Annotated in this window: 13 protein-coding genes; 4 read left to right on the forward strand and 9 right to left on the reverse strand. The window is 68.8% G+C overall.

What is annotated here, in order from left to right; all coding sequences use genetic code 11:
- The first annotated feature begins 16 nt into the window (after positions 1–16).
- Both OH686_RS20415 and OH686_RS20420 read left to right on the forward strand, forming a co-directional pair.
- Positions 17–445 carry a hypothetical protein gene (locus OH686_RS20415; protein WP_137971677.1) on the forward strand — a complete coding sequence of 143 codons (429 nt, stop codon included), beginning with the start codon at positions 17–19 and terminating at the stop codon, positions 443–445.
- An 11-nt stretch (positions 446–456) separates the two neighbouring features.
- Positions 457–789: a YnfA family protein gene (locus tag OH686_RS20420; protein ID WP_289534823.1), complete on the forward strand. Its 333-nt coding sequence runs from the start codon at positions 457–459 to the stop codon at positions 787–789.
- 15 nt (positions 790–804) lie between these two features.
- Here OH686_RS20420 and OH686_RS20425 read toward each other — a convergent pair whose 3' ends face one another.
- The 6 genes from OH686_RS20425 to mnmC form a co-directional block, all read right to left on the reverse strand.
- On the reverse strand, positions 805–1,035 hold the full coding sequence (locus OH686_RS20425) for a YheU family protein (RefSeq protein ID WP_289534824.1): 231 nt from the start codon (positions 1,033–1,035) through the stop codon (positions 805–807).
- 57 nt (positions 1,036–1,092) lie between these two features.
- Entirely contained in the window at positions 1,093–3,849 is a 2,757-nt protein-coding gene (locus tag OH686_RS20430; protein ID WP_289534826.1) for a hybrid sensor histidine kinase/response regulator, read from the reverse strand.
- Positions 3,850–3,951: 102 nt separating this feature from the next.
- The gene (locus OH686_RS20435) at positions 3,952–5,148 is read right to left on the reverse strand and encodes an osmoprotectant NAGGN system M42 family peptidase (protein WP_289534828.1); all 1,197 of its coding nucleotides are present in this window, start codon (positions 5,146–5,148) and stop codon (positions 3,952–3,954) included.
- Between the two features lie 14 nt (positions 5,149–5,162).
- On the reverse strand, positions 5,163–6,899 hold the full coding sequence (gene ngg / locus OH686_RS20440; RefSeq protein WP_289534829.1) for an N-acetylglutaminylglutamine synthetase: 1,737 nt from the start codon (positions 6,897–6,899) through the stop codon (positions 5,163–5,165).
- A 20-nt stretch (positions 6,900–6,919) separates the two neighbouring features.
- Entirely contained in the window at positions 6,920–8,689 is a 1,770-nt protein-coding gene (locus tag OH686_RS20445) for an N-acetylglutaminylglutamine amidotransferase (protein ID WP_289534831.1), read from the reverse strand.
- A 130-nt stretch (positions 8,690–8,819) separates the two neighbouring features.
- Positions 8,820–10,763 (reverse strand): bifunctional tRNA (5-methylaminomethyl-2-thiouridine)(34)-methyltransferase MnmC2/FAD-dependent 5-carboxymethylaminomethyl-2-thiouridine(34) oxidoreductase MnmC1, encoded by a 1,944-nt coding sequence (mnmC, locus tag OH686_RS20450; RefSeq protein WP_289534833.1) that lies wholly within the window; start codon positions 10,761–10,763, stop codon positions 8,820–8,822.
- Between the two features lie 95 nt (positions 10,764–10,858).
- Between mnmC and pap the strand changes: the two genes are divergently transcribed.
- Positions 10,859–12,346, forward strand: a complete 1,488-nt coding sequence (gene pap, locus OH686_RS20455) for a polyphosphate:AMP phosphotransferase (RefSeq protein WP_137971685.1) — start codon at positions 10,859–10,861, stop codon at positions 12,344–12,346.
- Here pap and OH686_RS20460 read toward each other — a convergent pair whose 3' ends face one another.
- Positions 12,347–12,556, reverse strand: coding sequence for a DUF6316 family protein (locus OH686_RS20460; protein ID WP_137971686.1), 210 nt, complete (start codon positions 12,554–12,556; stop codon positions 12,347–12,349).
- 211 nt (positions 12,557–12,767) lie between these two features.
- Between OH686_RS20460 and OH686_RS20465 the strand changes: the two genes are divergently transcribed.
- Positions 12,768–13,727 carry a DMT family transporter gene (locus OH686_RS20465; protein ID WP_289534836.1) on the forward strand — a complete coding sequence of 320 codons (960 nt, stop codon included), beginning with the start codon at positions 12,768–12,770 and terminating at the stop codon, positions 13,725–13,727.
- 6 nt (positions 13,728–13,733) lie between these two features.
- Here OH686_RS20465 and OH686_RS20470 read toward each other — a convergent pair whose 3' ends face one another.
- Both OH686_RS20470 and OH686_RS20475 read right to left on the reverse strand, forming a co-directional pair.
- Positions 13,734–14,354 (reverse strand): NAD(P)H-dependent oxidoreductase, encoded by a 621-nt coding sequence (locus tag OH686_RS20470; RefSeq protein WP_137971688.1) that lies wholly within the window; start codon positions 14,352–14,354, stop codon positions 13,734–13,736.
- Positions 14,347–15,741 (reverse strand): class II fumarate hydratase, encoded by a 1,395-nt coding sequence (locus tag OH686_RS20475; RefSeq protein WP_289534839.1) that lies wholly within the window; start codon positions 15,739–15,741, stop codon positions 14,347–14,349. Before OH686_RS20475 ends, OH686_RS20470 begins: the two co-directional genes overlap by 8 nt.
- Positions 15,742–15,764 lie beyond the last annotated feature (23 nt).

A 15,764-nucleotide genomic window follows, 5' to 3' on the forward strand; every position in this document is an offset into this window, starting at 1 on the left:
TTTCTGGAGTACCCGCGTGGAGTCCGAATCCATCGTCTATGGCTGCATCCGCGACTGGCCATCCGGTGACCGCGAGCAACGCCAGTTGCGCCGCGGCACCAACCGCCGGGTGCTGCAGCAGCTGCCCGACGGCGACGCCTGGCCATTCCTCGGCCGCGAGATGTTCTCCTTCTGCGGCACCGAGGGCGAGGGCCTGTACCAGACCCAGGTGATCCACTTCGGCGCCAGCTACCAGGCCATCGAGTACGAGTGGGCGCTGTGGGTCAAGGAGTTCGAGGCGCTGCTCAAGCGCCTGTACTGGGCCAGCGCGGTGGTGCACCTGGAAACCGAACTGAACGGCCTGCACACCTTCCGCTGGGAGTCCGAGAGCGGCTTCCACAGCCCCCAGGAAGAAGACCTGCGCATGCGCTGCGTGTGGGAGCGCGAGGGCAGCCTGCGCGGCTGACGGATAACGCCATGCTCAACTACTTGTGGTTCTTCCTCGCCGCGCTGTTCGAGATCGGCGGCTGCTACGCCTTCTGGATGTGGCTGCGCCTGGGCAAGAGCGCCTGGTGGATCGCCCCCGGGCTGCTCAGCCTGAGCCTGTTCGCCCTGCTGCTGACCCGCGTCGAGGCAGCCTATGCCGGGCGCGCCTATGCGGCGTATGGCGGGGTCTATGTGGTGGCTTCGCTGCTCTGGCTCGGGGCGATCGAGCGAACCCGACCGTTGCTGTCGGACTGGCTGGGCGCGCTGCTGTGCCTGATCGGGGCGGGCGTCATCCTGCTCGGCCCGCGCTTCACCAGTCAGTAGCGCTCGCGCGGGCCGCTAGTCCTCCAGCCACTCCTTCGGCACTTCCTCGCGCAGCATCAGCTGGCACTGCTGGCTGTCCGGGTCGAAGGCGATCACCGCCTGACCTTTTTCCAGCGCACGGCGGGCCCGCTCGACACGGATATCCAGCGGCGTCTCGTCGCCATTGTCAGTGCCTTCGCGGGTGACGAAGTCTTCCAGCAGGCGGGTCAGGGTCTCGGCTTCGAGCATCTGGTGGGGGATCAGCATGGCGGCTCCTGGGGCCAGTTTCTGCGCGGGCCCTTCAACGGGCTCGACGGCGGGCGGTCATGCTAATCGGTCGCGCGCCTGGGCGAGCAGATAGCGGTCGAGCAGGGCGTATAGCTGCTGGCAGTCCAGCGGCTTGCCGAGGAACTCGTTCATGCCGGCGGCCATGCCGCGGTCGCGGTGCTCGTCGAGGATGTGCGCGGTGAGGGCGACTATCGGCACGGCCGAGAGGTGCCGGCTGGCCTCCAGGCGGCGGATCTGCCGGGTGGCCTCGAAACCATCCAACTCGGGCATCTCGCAGTCCATCAGGATCAGCTGGATGGCGTTTGGATCGCGGCGGTACTCGTCCACCGCGCTCTGCCCGTCGGCGACCATGCGCACCGAGTAGCCGCGCTTGCGCAGGAAGCCCTGCACCACCATCTGATTTACCCGGTTGTCCTCGGCCACCAGGATGCACGGCGTGTTGCCGCTGCGCTGGTCCAGCGCGGGAGGCTGTGCCGGTGATTCCTGGCGGCGCTCGCTGTACAGCTCGAGCAGGGTGTCGCGCAGGCCGGTGACCGACAGCGGCAGGGCCAGGTGCAGCAGGCGCAGGCCCTGGCTTTCCGGCAGCTGCTGGTGCTGCTCCGGCGGGCTCAGCAGCAGCACGCGCTGACCCTGCTGCAGGTGCGGGCGCAGGCTGTCCAGCCAGTGCCCGCTGCTACCCGGCCAGGGCGACATCAGCACCAGCAGCGGTGGCGTGGCGAAGTCTTCCAGGTAGTCCTGCAGGCGCTCCGGGTCCTGGCAACGCTGAGTGCGCATGCCCCAGCGGCCGAGCAGGTGGCCCAGGCAGTCGAGACCCTGGCCGTCCAGCGAGCAGAGCAGGGCGATGCGGTTCTCCAGCAGGGTGGCCAGGTCGTCCTCGCCGGCGGTCGCGGCGCGCAGCGGGATGTCGAAGGCAAAGCGCGAGCCCTGGCCCGGCGTGCTCTGCACCTCGATGCGGCCGCCCATCATCTCCACCAGTTCCTTGCTGATGGCCAGGCCCAGGCCGCTGCCGCCGTAGCGGCGGGTGGTGCTGGAGTCGCCCTGGGCGAAGGATTTGAACAACTGGGTGAGGGAGTCGTCGTGAATGCCGATGCCGCTGTCGCTGACGGCGAACACCAGGTGCTGCTGGCCCTGGCTGTCGCTGCGCCGGCTGAGGGTCAGCGCCACATGGCCTTCCTGGGTGAACTTCAGGGCGTTGCCCAGCAGGTTCATCAGCACCTGCTTGAGGCGGGTCGGATCGCCCCGCACCCGGCGCGGCACACCGCCCTCCAGGCTGACATAGAGGCGCAGGCGCTTCTCCAGGGCCTGGGCGGTGAACAGCGCCATGGTCTCGGAGACCATCTGCTCCAGGTCGAACTCGATCTCCTCCAGGCTGAGCTTGCCGGACTCGATGCGGGCGTAGTCGAGGATGTCGTTGATCACCGCCATCAGCGAGCTGCCGGAGCTGCTGATGGTGTCCACGTAGAAGCGCTGGTTGCGCTCCAGCGGCGTCTCGCGCAGCAGCTGCAGCATGCCCAGCACGCCGTTGAGCGGGGTGCGGATCTCGTGGCTCATCTTGGCCAGGAAGCGGCCCTTGGCCTGGTTCTCGTACTCCGCCTGTTCGGCCGCCTGGCGCGAGCGGAAGCCTTCCTCCTTGAGCAGGTTGATGCGATCGGCCAGACCGATGGACAGGCTGAGCAGCTCGATGGTCACGCCCACCTTGACCACCGCCGAGCCGTAGATGCCGAAGATCTCCAGGCCCAGCGAGCCGCTGGTGACCAGCATGAAGGCCACCAGCAGCACGCTCCAGGCCAGCACGTAGTAGGAGCCATGGCGTACGCCGCGGCGCCAGGCGTAGATGCCTGTGAGCAGCAGGATCAGCGATATGCCGAGCACCGCCACGCTGGCCAGGATGTTCCAGGCGGCCAGGCCGATCAGCGGCACCGACAGCAGGCAGCCGACGATCACCAGCATCAGCAGGCGCAGGCCCTTGTCCAGACGCGGGAAGTGCTGCGGGATGTGCAGGAAGTGGCGGCTGAACTGGGCGGCGGTGAGGCAGTGCAGGAACATCAGCACGTAGATGCTCACCGACTGCAGGCCCACGCTGTTGGGCAGCAGCTTGAACAGCATGCCGTCGAAGCAGGCGGCGAACAGGCCGACGTTGACGTTGTACACCAGGTACCAGAAGTAGGCCCGCTCGCGCAGCGAGATGAACAGGAACAGGTTGTAGATGAACATGGCGAACAGCACGCCGTAGAAGGCGCCGTTGATGCCCATCAGGTTTTCCTGGGCCGCCGCGCTGGCCCCGTAGGTACTAAAGAACAGCGGCACGAAGATGGTGCTGGTGCTCTCTACCCGCAGCAGCACGGTGTTGCTGCCGTGGGGCAGGGTCAGGGGAAACCAGAAGTGGCGCACCTGCACTGGGCGCTGGGCGAAGGCAAAGCTGTCACCGCTGTGCTGGCGCTGCAGGTTGCCGTCGCCGTCCTGCAGGTAGACGTCGATGTGGTCGAGCAGGGCGTAATTGACTTCCAGGTAGCCGGATAGCGGCTGCGGGCGGCCGTTGACCAGGCGTACCTTGAACCACCACACCGAGGCGTTCTTGCCCAGGTTGGCGTGGTCGCCCTGCACCGGGATGAAGGCATCGTCCGGCAGGCGTTGCACCGTTTCGGCGTCGAGCTTGCCGTCACGGTCCTCGTAGTAGCCCATGTAGGGCGCCAGCGATAGGCGCAGCTCGTCGCGGTCCAGGGGGGCCGGGGAGAGTGCCCACAGCGGCCCGCTCAGGCAGAGCAACAGCACAGCCAGACACACGCGAGGCATCCGCAACCTCATGCTTCTTATTGGTTATTGCCTGCACTTTGCCTAGTTGCCGCCCAGGCTTCAAGAGAGCATTGCAGAGCCTGCGCGGCCCCGCGCTGAAGCTTAGTCGGAAGACTCGCCGCGTGCTCCGAGCACGCTCTCGACGGTGGGCACCTGGGTGTCGCTGGCCATCTGCGCGTCATGCTCGATCTGGTGCCTGAAGCGTTCCAGCGAGTGCTCCTGGGCCGGTTTGGCGTCGCTGGCGAACACCGGTGGGCTGAGCAGGTAGGCGCCGATCAGGCGGGTGAGGGCGGCCAGGCTGTCGATATGGGTGCGCTCGTAGCCGTGGGTGGCGTCGCAGCCGAAGGCCAGCAGGGCGACGCGAATGTCGTGGCCGGCGGTCACCGCCGACTGGGCATCGCTGTGGTAATAGCGGAACAGGTCGCGGCGTACCGGGATGTCGCTCTCGGCCGCCAGGCGCAGCAGGTGACGCGACAGGTGATAGTCGTAGGGCCCGCCGGAATCCTGCAGGGCCACGCTCACCGCGTGCTCGCTGGACTGCTGGCCGGGGGCGACCGGGGCGATGTCGATGCCGACGAATTCGCTGACGTCCCAGGGCAGGGCGGCGGCGGCGCCGGAGCCGACTTCTTCGGTGATGGTGAACAGCGGGTGGCAGTCGATCTGCGGCTCCAGGCCGCTCTCGGTCACCGCCTTGAGCGCCGCCAGCAGCGCCGCCACGCCGGCCTTGTCATCCAGGTGACGGGCGCTGATATGGCCGCTCTCGGTGAACTCGGGCAGCGGGTCGAAGGCCACGAAGTCGCCCACCGCCACGCCTAGCGCCTCACACTCGGCGCGGCTGGCGCAGGGGGCGTCGAGGCGCAGCTCGATGTGCTCCCAGCTCACCGGCAGGCTGTCGACCTGGGTGTTGAAGGCATGCCCGGAGGCCATCAGCGGCAGCACGCTGCCACGCAGCACGCCGTTGTCGGTGAACAGGCTGACCCGGCTGCCCTCGGCGAAACGGCTGGACCAGCAGCCCACCGGGGCCAGGGCCGGGCGGCCGCTGTCCTTGAGCTCGCGGACGATGGCGCCGATGGTGTCCAGGTGCGCCGACACCGCACGGTCCGGGCTGGATTGGCGGCCCTTGAGGGTGGCGCGGATAGTGCCGCGGCGGGTCAGTTCGAAGGGGATGCCGAGCTCTTCCAGGCGCTCGGCCACGTAGCGCACGACGGTGTCGGTGAAGCCGGTGGGGCTGGGGATGGCCAGCAGCTCCAGCAGCACCTGGCGCAGATAGGCGAGGTCGGGGTCGGGCAGGCGATGCATGGGGCCTCCTCGGGTCACGGATGCGGGCGGCTGAGCGGGAACAACAGATCGATGAAGCGCTGGGCCGTCGGTTGCGGCTGGTGGTTGGCCAGCCCGACCCGCTCGTTCGCCTCGATCAGCACGTAGTCCTCGCCCTCGGCGGACTCCACCAGCATGTCCAGGCCCACCACCGGGATGTCCAGGGCACGCGCCGCCTGCACGGCGGCCTTGCGCAGGGTGGGGTGGAGGCGCTCGGTGACGTCCTCGAGCGTGCCGCCGGTATGCAGGTTGGCGGTCTTGCGCACGGCCAGGCGGGTGCCGGCGGGCAGCACGCTGGAGTAGTCGTAGCCGGCGTCGTGCAGGGTGCGCTGGGTCTCGGCGTCGAGCGGAATGCGGCTCTCGCCACTGGTGGCGGCCTGGCGCCGGCGACTCTGCGCCTCGATCAGCGCGCCTATGGTGTGCACGCCGTCGCCGATCACCTCGGCCGGGTGGCGGATGGCCGCGGCCACCATCTGGTAGCCGATCACCACGATGCGCAGGTCCTGGCCGCAGTGGTAGCTCTCCAGCAGCACGCGCTGGTCGAAGCGCCGGGCACGCTCGATGGCGTCCTGCACCGCCTGCGCCGTGCGTAGGTCGACGGCCACGCCCTGGCCCTGTTCGCCGTCCACCGGCTTGACCACGATGCTGCCGTGCTCGGCGAGAAAGGCGGTGTTCTCCTCGGCGCTGCCGGCCAGGCGCTGGGCCGGCTGGCGCAGGCCGGCGCGCTCAAGGGCGCGATGGGTCAGGCGCTTGTCCTGGCACAGGGTCATGCTCACTGCGCTGGTCAGGTCGGACAGCGACTCGCGGCAGCGGATGCGCCGGCCGCCCTGGGCCAGGGTGAACAGGCCGCCTTCGGCATCGTCCACGCGCACCTCGATGCCGCGGCGGCGTGCCTCATCGACGATGATCCGCGCGTAGGGGTTGAGCTCCGCCTCCGGCCCCGGGCCGAGGAACAGGGGCTGGTTGATGCCGTTGCGGCGCTTCACCGCGAAGGTCGGCAGTTCACGGAAACCGAGTTTGGCGTACAGGCTCTTTGCGCTGTCGTTGTCGTGTAGCACCGACAGGTCCAGGTAGTTCAGGCCGCGGCCCCTGAAATGCTCGACCAGGTGTCGCACCAGGGCCTCGCCAACGCCTGGGCGCTGGCAGTTCGGCGCCACGGCCAGGCACCACAGGCTGCTGCCGCCCTCGGGGTCGGCGAAGGCCTCACGGTGGTTGAGGCCCATGACGGCGCCGACCACCCGGCCATCCGCCTCGTCCTCGGCCAGCCAGTAGTCGGGGCCGCCGGCCTCGCGCGGGGTCAGCTGCTCGGTATCGATCGGCAACATGCCGCGCTGCAGGTACAGGCCGTTGATGCCCTCCCAGTCCTGTTCGTTCTGCACCCGGCGAATGCGGAAGCCACGAAAGCTGGAGTGCGCCGGGCGGTAGTCGGTGAACCACAGGCGCAGGGTGTCGGAAGGGTCGAGGAACAGCTGCTGCGGCGCCTGGGCCAGCACCTGTTGGGGTGCGGCCACGTACAGGGCGATGTCGCGCTCGCCCGGGCGCTCCTCCAGCAGCGCGGTGGCCAGGGCCTCGGCGTCCGGGTAGGTGTGGCCCAGCAGCAGGCGGCCCCAGCCGCAGCGCACGCTCTGCGGTTCCGGCTGCTCAATGCCGTCCTTGGCCAGGTGCGCCTGCAGGCGCTGATAGGACGGTGGCTGGCCGCGCTGCAGGCGTTGGTTGTAGGCGGATGCACGCATGATGAAGCTCCTTGAGTCGGTCAGAGGCCCTGTTCACTGAGCCACAGGTTGAGTGCGGCGAGCTGCCAGAGCTTGGAGCCGCCTAAGGGGGTGAGCTGGCCATCCGGCTCGCTGAGCAGGCGATCGAGCATGGCCGGCTCGAACAGGCCACGGTCCTGGCTGGGGTCGAGCAGCAGCTCCTGCACCCAGTCCAGGGTGGCGCCCTGCAGGTGTTTGAGGCCGGGTACCGGGAAGTAGCCCTTGGGGCGATCGATCACCGCATGCGGGATGACCTTGCGCCCGGCTTCCTTGAGCACGTATTTGCCGCCGTCCGGCAGCTTGAAGCGCGCCGGGATGCGCGCCGCCAGCTCCACCAGGCGGTAGTCAAGGAACGGCGTACGGGCCTCCAGGCCCCAGGCCATGGTCATGTTGTCGACCCGCTTCACCGGGTCGTCGACCAGCATCACCGTGCCGTCCAGGCGCAGGGCCTTGTCCACCGCCGCCTCGGCGCCGGGCATGGCGAAGTGCTCGCGGAGGAATTCGCCGGCCCAGTCCGGGCCGTGCCATTGCGGACGCAGGGTGGCCAGGGTCTCCTCCCGCGAGCGGTCGAAGAAGGCTGCGCGGTAGGCGGCTTGCGGGTCCGCGGCGCCATCCACCTGCGGGTACCAGTGATAGCCGGCGAACAGCTCGTCGGCGCCCTGGCCGCACTGCACCACGGTGCAGTGCTTGGCCACCTCGCGGCCGAGCAGGTAGAAGGCGATGCAGTCGTGGCTGACCATCGGCTCGCTCATGGCGCGGAAGGCGTCCGGCAGCTCGGCGAGGATTTCCGCCTCGGCGATGCGTAGCTGCTGGTGGCGGGTGCCGTAGTGGCGGGCGATCAGGTCCGAGTAGTGGAACTCGTCACCGCGCTCGCCGCCGGCATCCTCGAAGCCGATGGAAAATGTCGCCAGGTCGGCCACGCCGGCCTCGTGCAGCAGACCGACCAGCAGGCTGGAGTCGAGCCCGCCGGAGAGCAGCACGCCGACATCCAGTGCCGCACGCTGGCGCACCTGCACGGCCTGGCGCAGGCCATCCAGCACTCTTTCGCTCCAGTCTTCCAGCTGCAGGCCGCTCTCGTCGGCACGCGGGCCGAAGTCCAGCTGCCACCAGCGGTGCTCGACGCGCCGGCCATCGCGCTCGATGCGCAGCCAGGTGGCCGGTGGCAGTTTCTTCACGCCGGCCAGCAGGGTGCGCGGCGCCGGCACCACGGCGTGGAAATTGAGGTAATGGTCGAGTGCGACCGGGTCCAGCGCCGAGTCGATGTCGCGGCCCTGCAGCAGGGCCGGCAGGCTGGAGGCGAAGCGCAGACGGGTGCCGTCGTCGCTCAGGTACAGCGGCTTGACGCCGAGGCGGTCGCGGGCGAGGAACAGGCGCTCCGTGTCGCGCTCCCAGATGGCGAAGGCGAACATGCCGTTGAGTTTCGGCAACAGGGCTTCGCCCCAGGCGTGGTAGCCCTTGAGCAGGACTTCGGTGTCGCCGTCGGAGTGGAACTGGTAGCCCAGGGCACGCAGCTCGTCGCGCAGTTCCGGGTAGTTGTAGATGGCGCCGTTGAACACCATGGCCAGGCCGAGCTGCTGGTCGACCATCGGCTGGCCGGAGGCCGGCGCCAGGTCCATGACTTTCAGGCGGCGGTGGCCGAGGCCCAGCGAGCCGCTGCTATGGAAGCCGCAGGCATCGGGGCCGCGTGGGGCCAGGTGGTGGGTGATTCGGGCGAGGGCGGCCAGGTCGGCCGGTTGGTGATCGAAACGTAGTTCTCCAGCTATTCCGCACATGGTTCCTTACCGGTTTTGCCGTTGGGGATGGCCCCGCCAAGGGCAGGGGCACAGCTTCCGACAGGCGTATTCCCGGAAAGGTCTAGTCCATTTGGTTATATGTGCGGCGATGCCATCACGGCCTGGCGGCCTAGCCGCGGATCAGCCGGCGCAGGGCGAAGCGGTTGGGGTGGCAGGCCTCGGCGACCGCGCGCGGCAGTGGCAGCGGCTCGCCGCTGAGCCAGGCGGCCAGCAGTTCGCCGCACAGCGGCGCGCTGATCAGCCCGCGCGAGCCGTGGCCGCTGTTGACGTACAGACCGTCCAGCCAGGGGCAGGGGGCATCCGGCACCTGGCGCGCGTCCTTGCCCAGCACCGCATAGGCCTCGGCGAAGGCGGCCGGATCGGCCAGTGGTCCGACTATCGGCAGGTAGTCAGGGCTGGTGCAGCGGAACGCGGCGCGGCCTTGCAGCTGTTCCGGGGCGAGGGCATCGGCGCCCAGGCGTGCGGCCAGGTCGGTGGAGATTTCCCGCAGCAGATCGAGATTGCCGGCGTGCTCGGCGGCGGTCGGCGCCAGGTCCTCGGCATGGAAGTCGAAGCTGGCGCCGAGGGTGTGCTCGCCGGCGCGCGGCGGCGCCACGTAACCCTCGGCGCACAGCACGCAGCCCAGCGCGGCGCTGGCCGCGGTCTGCGGCAGGCGGCTGATCTGTCCGCGGATGCGCTTGAGCGGCAATGCGGCGAAGCGCTGCACCTCGGCGGCGCCGGCCAGCACCGCCACTGGCGCCTCGGCCAGCAGGCGTTCGCCGTCCATGGCCTGCCAGCGGCCGTCGACGCGGCGCAGGTCGAGTGCTTCGCTGTGCGGCAGCAGGCGGATGCCCGGATGCTCGGCCAGCAACTGGCACAGGGCGGGCGGATGCACCCAGCCGGCCTCGGGGTAGAACAGGCCGCCGGCCGGCAGCTCGACCCCGGCGATGGCCTCGGCCTGCTGGCGATCCAGGCTCTGCAGCAGGTCGGTGGGGAAGGCCTCGGCCAGCTTGGCCTGGCGCTCGGCCTCCTTGGCGTTGAAGGCCAGCTGCAGCACGCCGCAGGCCGCCCAGTCGCTCGGCTGCAGGCGCTGCAGCAGGCGCCGGGTATGGCCGAAACCGGCCAGCACCAGTTGCGACAGCGCGGTGCCGTGGGCGGACAGCTTGAGGTAGAGCACGCCCTGGGGGTTGCCCGAGGCCTCGCGGGCCACCGCGTCGTGGCGTTCCAGCAGGGTTACCTGCCAGCCGCGGCTGGCCAGGCTGGCGGCCGTGGCGCAACCGGCCAGGCCGGCGCCGATCACCAGGGCCTGGCGTCGTTCCTGTTGCGGCGGGCGCGCGTACCAAGGCTTTTCCGCCGGGGCGGCGGGGCCCTCGAAATGGCCGCGCAGGATCTCCCACTTCTTGCCGTAGCCCGGCACGCGACGCATGACGAAGCCGGCATCGTTCAGCGCGCGGCGCACATAGCCGGTGCTGGTGAAGGTGGCCAGGTTGGCGCCAGCGGCGGACAGCCGCGCCAGCTGCTGGAACAGCGGCGGCGTCCACATCTCCGGATTCTTGGCCGGGGCGAAGCCGTCGAGGAACCACAGGTCGATGCACGCATCCAGCTGCGGCAGCATCTGCAGCGCATCGCCGATCAGCAGGGTGAGGATCACCCGGCCGCCGCCCAGCGCCAGGCGCTGGAAGCCGGGGTGGATGGCGACGTACTGCTCCAGCAGCTGCGCGGACCAGGGCGCCAGTTCCGGCCACAGGGCCAGGGCGCGTTGCAGGTCGACGGCGGCCAGCGGGTATTTCTCGACGCTGACGAAATGCAGCTGGGCATCGGCCGGCGCGCTGCGCTCGAACTGACGCCAGGCGCAGAGGAAGTTGGTGCCGGTGCCGAAGCCGGTCTCGCCGATCACCAGGCGTCCGCCGGCGGGCAGGGCGGCGCAGCGGGCCGCCAGGTCGGTGCCTTCGATGAACACGTGGTGGGTCTCGCCGAGCCCGTCCTGGCTGGCGAAATAGATGTCGCCGAACTGGCGCGAGCGGGGCTGGCCCTGGTCGTCCCAATCGAGCTGGGCGTGGTGGAAATCGGTCATGCGCGCATCCGTATGCAAGGTTGCGCATTGTAACGACATGCCCGGGGGCGCTGGGAATCCGCTAGGCTGAGCGGATTCTTGGCAGGGAGATGGATATGTTCGAGTCCGCCGAATTGGGGCATGCAATCGACGAGGAGACCTTCGACAAGGAGGTGCCGGCGCTGCGCGAGGCGCTGCTGGAGGCGCAGTTCGAGCTGAAGCAGCAGGGGCGCTTCCCGGTGATCATCCTGATCAACGGCATCGAGGGCGCCGGCAAGGGCGAGACGGTCAAGCTGCTCAACGAGTGGATGGACCCGCGGCTGATCCAGGTCAGCACCTTCGACGTGCAGACCGACGAGGAGCTGGCGCGGCCGCCGGCCTGGCGCTTCTGGCGCCAGCTGCCGCCCAAGGGGCAGATCGGCATCTTCTTCGGCAACTGGTACAGCCAGATGCTGCAGGGCAGGGTCCACGGTCACTTCAAGGACGCGGTGCTGGACCAGGCCATCGACGGCGCCCTGGCCCTGGAGCAGATGCTCTGCAACGAGGGCGCGCTGATCTTCAAGTTCTGGTTCCACCTGTCCAAGAAACGCATGAAGACGCGCCTCAAGGAGCTGCAGGACGACCCGCAACGCGCCTGGCGCATCAGCCCCCTGGACTGGCAGCAGTCGAAGACCTACGACAAGTTCGTGCACCACGGCGAGCGGGTGTTGCGCCGCAGCAGCCGCGACTTCGCGCCCTGGTACGTGGTGGAGGGCAGCGACGAGTGCTATCGCAACCTGACGGTGGGACGCATCCTGCTCGACGGCCTGCAGGCCGCCCTGCGCAACACCGGCCCGCGCGCCGCGCAGCCGCATGTGGCGCCGCTGATCGCCAGCCTGGACAACCGTGGCCTGCTGGACTGCCTGGACCTGACGCAGAGCCTGGAGAAGGACGAGTACAAGGACATGCTCGCCGTCGAGCAGGCGCGCCTGGCCATGCTGATGCGCGACAAGCGCATGCGCCGGCATGCCCTGGTGGCGGTGTTCGAGGGCAACGACGCGGCGGGCAAGGGCGGCGCCATCCGCCGGGTGGCGGCGGCGCTGGACCCGCGCCAGTACCGCATCGTGCCGATCGCCGCGCCGACCGAAGAGGAGCGCGCCCAACCGTACCTGTGGCGCTTCTGGCGGCACATTCCGGCGCGCGGCAAGTTCACCGTGTTCGATCGCTCCTGGTACGGCCGGGTGCTGGTGGAGCGGGTGGAGGGCTTCTGCGAGCCGATCGACTGGCTGCGCGCCTACGGCGAGATCAACGACTTCGAGGAACAGCTGAGCGATGCCGGCGTGGTGCTGGTGAAGTTCTGGCTGGCCATCGACCAGGACGAGCAGTTCAAGCGCTTCCAGGAGCGCGAGCAGATCGCCTTCAAGCGCTTCAAGATCACCGAAGAGGACTGGCGCAACCGCGACAAGTGGGGCGAGTACCGCGATGCGGTGGGCGACATGGTCGACCGTACCAGCACCTCGATTGCGCCCTGGACGCTGGTGGAGGCCAACGACAAGCGCTTCGCCCGGGTGAAGGTGCTGCGCACCATCAACGAGGCCCTGGAACGGGCCTTCGCCGAAGACTGACTAAAAGGCGCGACTCTCGATGATGTCGCTGGCCTGGCGCATGCGGCGGATATAGAAGGCGATTTCCCGCTCGGCATCGACACGGGTGAAGTAGGGGCCTTCCAGCGTGCCCTCGCGGGTGGAGAAGAAGTACTGACCGTTGACCGCGCTGACCCGCTCGCTCCGGTAATGGGTGCCGGGAGTGGGGTCGATATGGCGTTGACCGAACATGGCGAAGCCTCCTGCAACAGCGTGCACTGTTGTGAGTGTAGTGGCTGGCCCCAGGCGAGCCGGGGCATGCGACAAGTGGTCATTTTTTAGCCATATCGGGTCGGCGCGCAGCACAGTTTCATTCTGTCCACATGGTCAACTGTGGCTGCCGCCGCCGCGTGCCAGGGCCTAGAATGCTGGGCCATTTCGCTGTTGCGCTGTCGAGGCTGTCATGCACGTTTCCTCCGGCCGCTGGCTCTTCGGCCTGCTGCTCGCCCTGACCACCGCGGTGCTCTGGGGCATTCTGCCGATCAAGCTCAAGGAAGTGCTGCAGGTGATGGACCCGGTCGCCGTCACCTGGTACCGCCTGCTGGTCTCCGGCCTGCTATTGCTGATCTGGCTGGGCGCCACCCGGCGCCTGCCGCGTTTCGCACCCCTGGGCCGCCGTGGCCAGGGCCTGCTGGCGCTGGCCATCGCCGGGCTGACCAGCAACTACGTGCTGTACCTGATCGGCCTCAACATGCTCAGCCCCGGCACCACCCAGCTGGTGATCCAGATGGCGCCGATCCTGTTCCTGGTCGCCAGCCTGCTGGTGTTCCGCGAATCCTTCAGCCTCGGCCAGGGCATCGGCATGGCCATCCTGCTGCTGGGCTTCGGCCTGTTCTTCAACCAGCGCCTGGAAGAGCTGCTGACCTCGCTGACCACCTACACCACCGGCGTGCTGGTGATCCTGCTGGCGGCCTTTCTCTGGGTGTTCTACGGCCTGGCGCAGAAGCAGCTGCTGACCCAGTGGAGCTCGCCGCAGATCATGATGGTGATCTACCTGGCCTGCGCACTGTTGCTGTCGCCCTGGGCCCATCCGCTGCAGGTGCTGCAGCTCAACCCGCTGCAGTTCTGGCTGCTGCTGGCCTGTTGCCTGAACACCCTGGTGGCCTACGGTGCCTTCGCCGAGGCGCTGGCGCACTGGGAGGCCTCGCGGGTCAGCGCGACCCTGTCGATCACGCCGCTGGTGACCTTCGTCGCCGTGGCCCTGGCCGCCGTCTGGTGGCCGGACCACGTGCAGCCGGAGCAGATCAACCTGCTCGGCTACGCTGGTGCGCTGCTGGTGGTGCTGGGCTCGGCACTGACCGCGCTGGGCCCGTCGCTGCTGGCCGGCTGGCGGGCGCGGCGCGCGCGCCTGGCTCTCAGGTAAACGCTGTCAGACCCTGACGCCCAGGCTCTCGGCCTTGCGCAGCCAGCCCTGGCGCTGTTCCTCGGAGGAGGGGCGTACCGGGGCGAACTCGGTCAGGCGGCGGGTCTTGATGCCGCAGAAGCCGAGGATGGTGCGCACCATCTGCCGATGCGCCGGCGCGCCGTAGATCCAGCGGAAGTACCAGGGCGGCGTGTCCAGGGTCACCAGCAGGTCGGCGGTGCGTCCGGTCAGCAGCTTGTCCCACAGCTGCGAGCGGTTGCGGTACTTGAAGGCGAAGCCGGGCAGGAAGGTGCGGTCGAAGAAACCCTTGAGCAGCGCCGGCACGCCGCCCCACCAGACCGGGTAGACGAACACCAGGTGCTCGGCCCAGTGGATCTGCCGCTGGGCCTCCAGCAGGTCCGGTTCCAGCGCCTGGTGCTGGCCATAGCCCTCACGCAGGATCGGGTCGAACTGCAGCTCGCCGAGCTTCAGCTGGCGCACCACATGGCCCTCGCCGCGGGCACCGCTGCTGTAGGCCTCGGCGATAGCGTGGCACAGGCTGTCGCTCTTCGAGGTGCCGAGGATCATCAGGATGCGCTTGCCGTCGCCTTCCAGCGGGGTGGCGCCACTCTTCGCTTCCTCAGCCATGTTGTCCGGACTCCAGCATGTTTTCCGGGCGAACCCAGGCGTCGAACTGTTCGTTGCTCAGATGACCGAGCTGCAGCGCCGCCTCGCGCAGGCTGAGGCCCTCGGCGTAGGCCTTCTTGGCGATCTCCGCGGCCTTGTCGTAGCCGATGTGCGGGTTCAGCGCGGTGACCAGCATCAGGCCGCGCTCCAGGTGCTCGGCCATCTGCCGCGCATCCGGCTCCATCCCCGCCACGCAGTGCTGGGCGAAGTTGCGGCAACCGTCCGCCAGCAGGCGCGTGGACTGCAGCAGGTTGTGGATGATCACCGGCTTGAACACGTTGAGCTGCAGGTGGCCTTGGCTCGCGGCGAAGGCGATGGTGGCGTCGTTGCCCAGCACCTGGCAGGCCAGCATGGACAACGCCTCGCACTGGGTCGGGTTGACCTTGCCGGGCATGATCGAGCTGCCGGGCTCGTTGGCCGGCAGCTTCACTTCGGCGAAGCCGGCACGCGGGCCGGAGCCGAGCAGGCGCAGGTCGTTGGCGATCTTCATCAGCGCCACGGCCAGGGTCTTCAGTGCGCCGGACAGCGCGGTGAGCGGCTCGTGGCCGGCGAGGGCGGCGAACTTGTTCGGCGCCGAGATGAACGGCAGTCCGGCCAGCGCGGCCAGTTCCGCGGCCATGGCCTCGGCGAAGCCCTTGGGAGCATTGAGCCCGGTGCCGACGGCGGTGCCGCCCTGGGCCAGCTCGCACACGGCCGGCAGGGCGGCGCGAATGGCGCGATCGGCATATTCGAGCTGGGCGACGAAGGCCGACAGCTCCTGGCCGAAGGTCACCGGGGTGGCATCCATCAGGTGGGTGCGACCGGTCTTCACCAGTTGCATGTGGCGGGTCGACTGGTCCGCCAGCGCGCCGGAGAGCTCGGCGATGGCCGGCAGCAGCTGTTGCTGCACGGCCTGCACGGCGGCGATGTGCATGGCGGTGGGGAAGCTGTCGTTGGAGCTCTGCGCGCGGTTGACGTGGTCGTTGGGGTGCACCGGGCTCTTGCCGCCTCGGCCCTGGCCGGCCAGCTCGTTGGCGCGACCGGCGATCACTTCGTTGACGTTCATGTTGCTCTGCGTACCGCTACCGGTCTGCCACACCACCAGCGGGAACTGATCGTCGTGCTGGCCGGCCAGTATCTCGTCGGCGGCCTGTTCGATCAGGCGGGCGACCTCCGGCGGCAGCTCGCCGATACGATTGTTGACCCGCGCGGCGGCCTTCTTGATCAGCGCCAGGGCGTGCACCACGGCCAGCGGCATGCGCTGCTCGCCGATGGCGAAGTTGATCAGCGAGCGCTGGGTCTGGGCGCCCCAGTAGGCGTCTTCGGGTACTTCGATGGCGCCGAGGCTGTCGGTTTCGATGCGGCTCATGAACTCTCTCCGGATTGTTTCCG

Origin of the sequence: Pseudomonas sp. SO81, assembly GCF_030374125.1 — a bacterium.
Lineage (GTDB): Bacteria > Pseudomonadota > Gammaproteobacteria > Pseudomonadales > Pseudomonadaceae > Aquipseudomonas.

What these genes read in the sequence shown, in the direction of transcription:
- OH686_RS20420 (WP_289534823.1), top strand. Translation starts at nt 457, where the DNA reads ATGCTCAACTACTTGTGGTTCTTCCTCGCCGCGCTGTTCGAGATCGGC.
- OH686_RS20425 (WP_289534824.1), bottom strand. Translation starts at nt 1,035, where the DNA reads ATGCTGATCCCCCACCAGATGCTCGAAGCCGAGACCCTGACCCGCCTG.
- OH686_RS20430 (WP_289534826.1), bottom strand. Translation starts at nt 3,849, where the DNA reads ATGCCTCGCGTGTGTCTGGCTGTGCTGTTGCTCTGCCTGAGCGGGCCG.
- OH686_RS20435 (WP_289534828.1), bottom strand. Translation starts at nt 5,148, where the DNA reads ATGCATCGCCTGCCCGACCCCGACCTCGCCTATCTGCGCCAGGTGCTG.
- ngg (WP_289534829.1), bottom strand. Translation starts at nt 6,899, where the DNA reads ATGCGTGCATCCGCCTACAACCAACGCCTGCAGCGCGGCCAGCCACCG.
- OH686_RS20445 (WP_289534831.1), bottom strand. Translation starts at nt 8,689, where the DNA reads ATGTGCGGAATAGCTGGAGAACTACGTTTCGATCACCAACCGGCCGAC.
- mnmC (WP_289534833.1), bottom strand. Translation starts at nt 10,763, where the DNA reads ATGACCGATTTCCACCACGCCCAGCTCGATTGGGACGACCAGGGCCAG.
- pap (WP_137971685.1), top strand. Translation starts at nt 10,859, where the DNA reads ATGTTCGAGTCCGCCGAATTGGGGCATGCAATCGACGAGGAGACCTTC.
- OH686_RS20460 (WP_137971686.1), bottom strand. Translation starts at nt 12,556, where the DNA reads ATGTTCGGTCAACGCCATATCGACCCCACTCCCGGCACCCATTACCGG.
- OH686_RS20465 (WP_289534836.1), top strand. Translation starts at nt 12,768, where the DNA reads ATGCACGTTTCCTCCGGCCGCTGGCTCTTCGGCCTGCTGCTCGCCCTG.
- OH686_RS20470 (WP_137971688.1), bottom strand. Translation starts at nt 14,354, where the DNA reads ATGGCTGAGGAAGCGAAGAGTGGCGCCACCCCGCTGGAAGGCGACGGC.
- OH686_RS20475 (WP_289534839.1), bottom strand. Translation starts at nt 15,741, where the DNA reads ATGAGCCGCATCGAAACCGACAGCCTCGGCGCCATCGAAGTACCCGAA.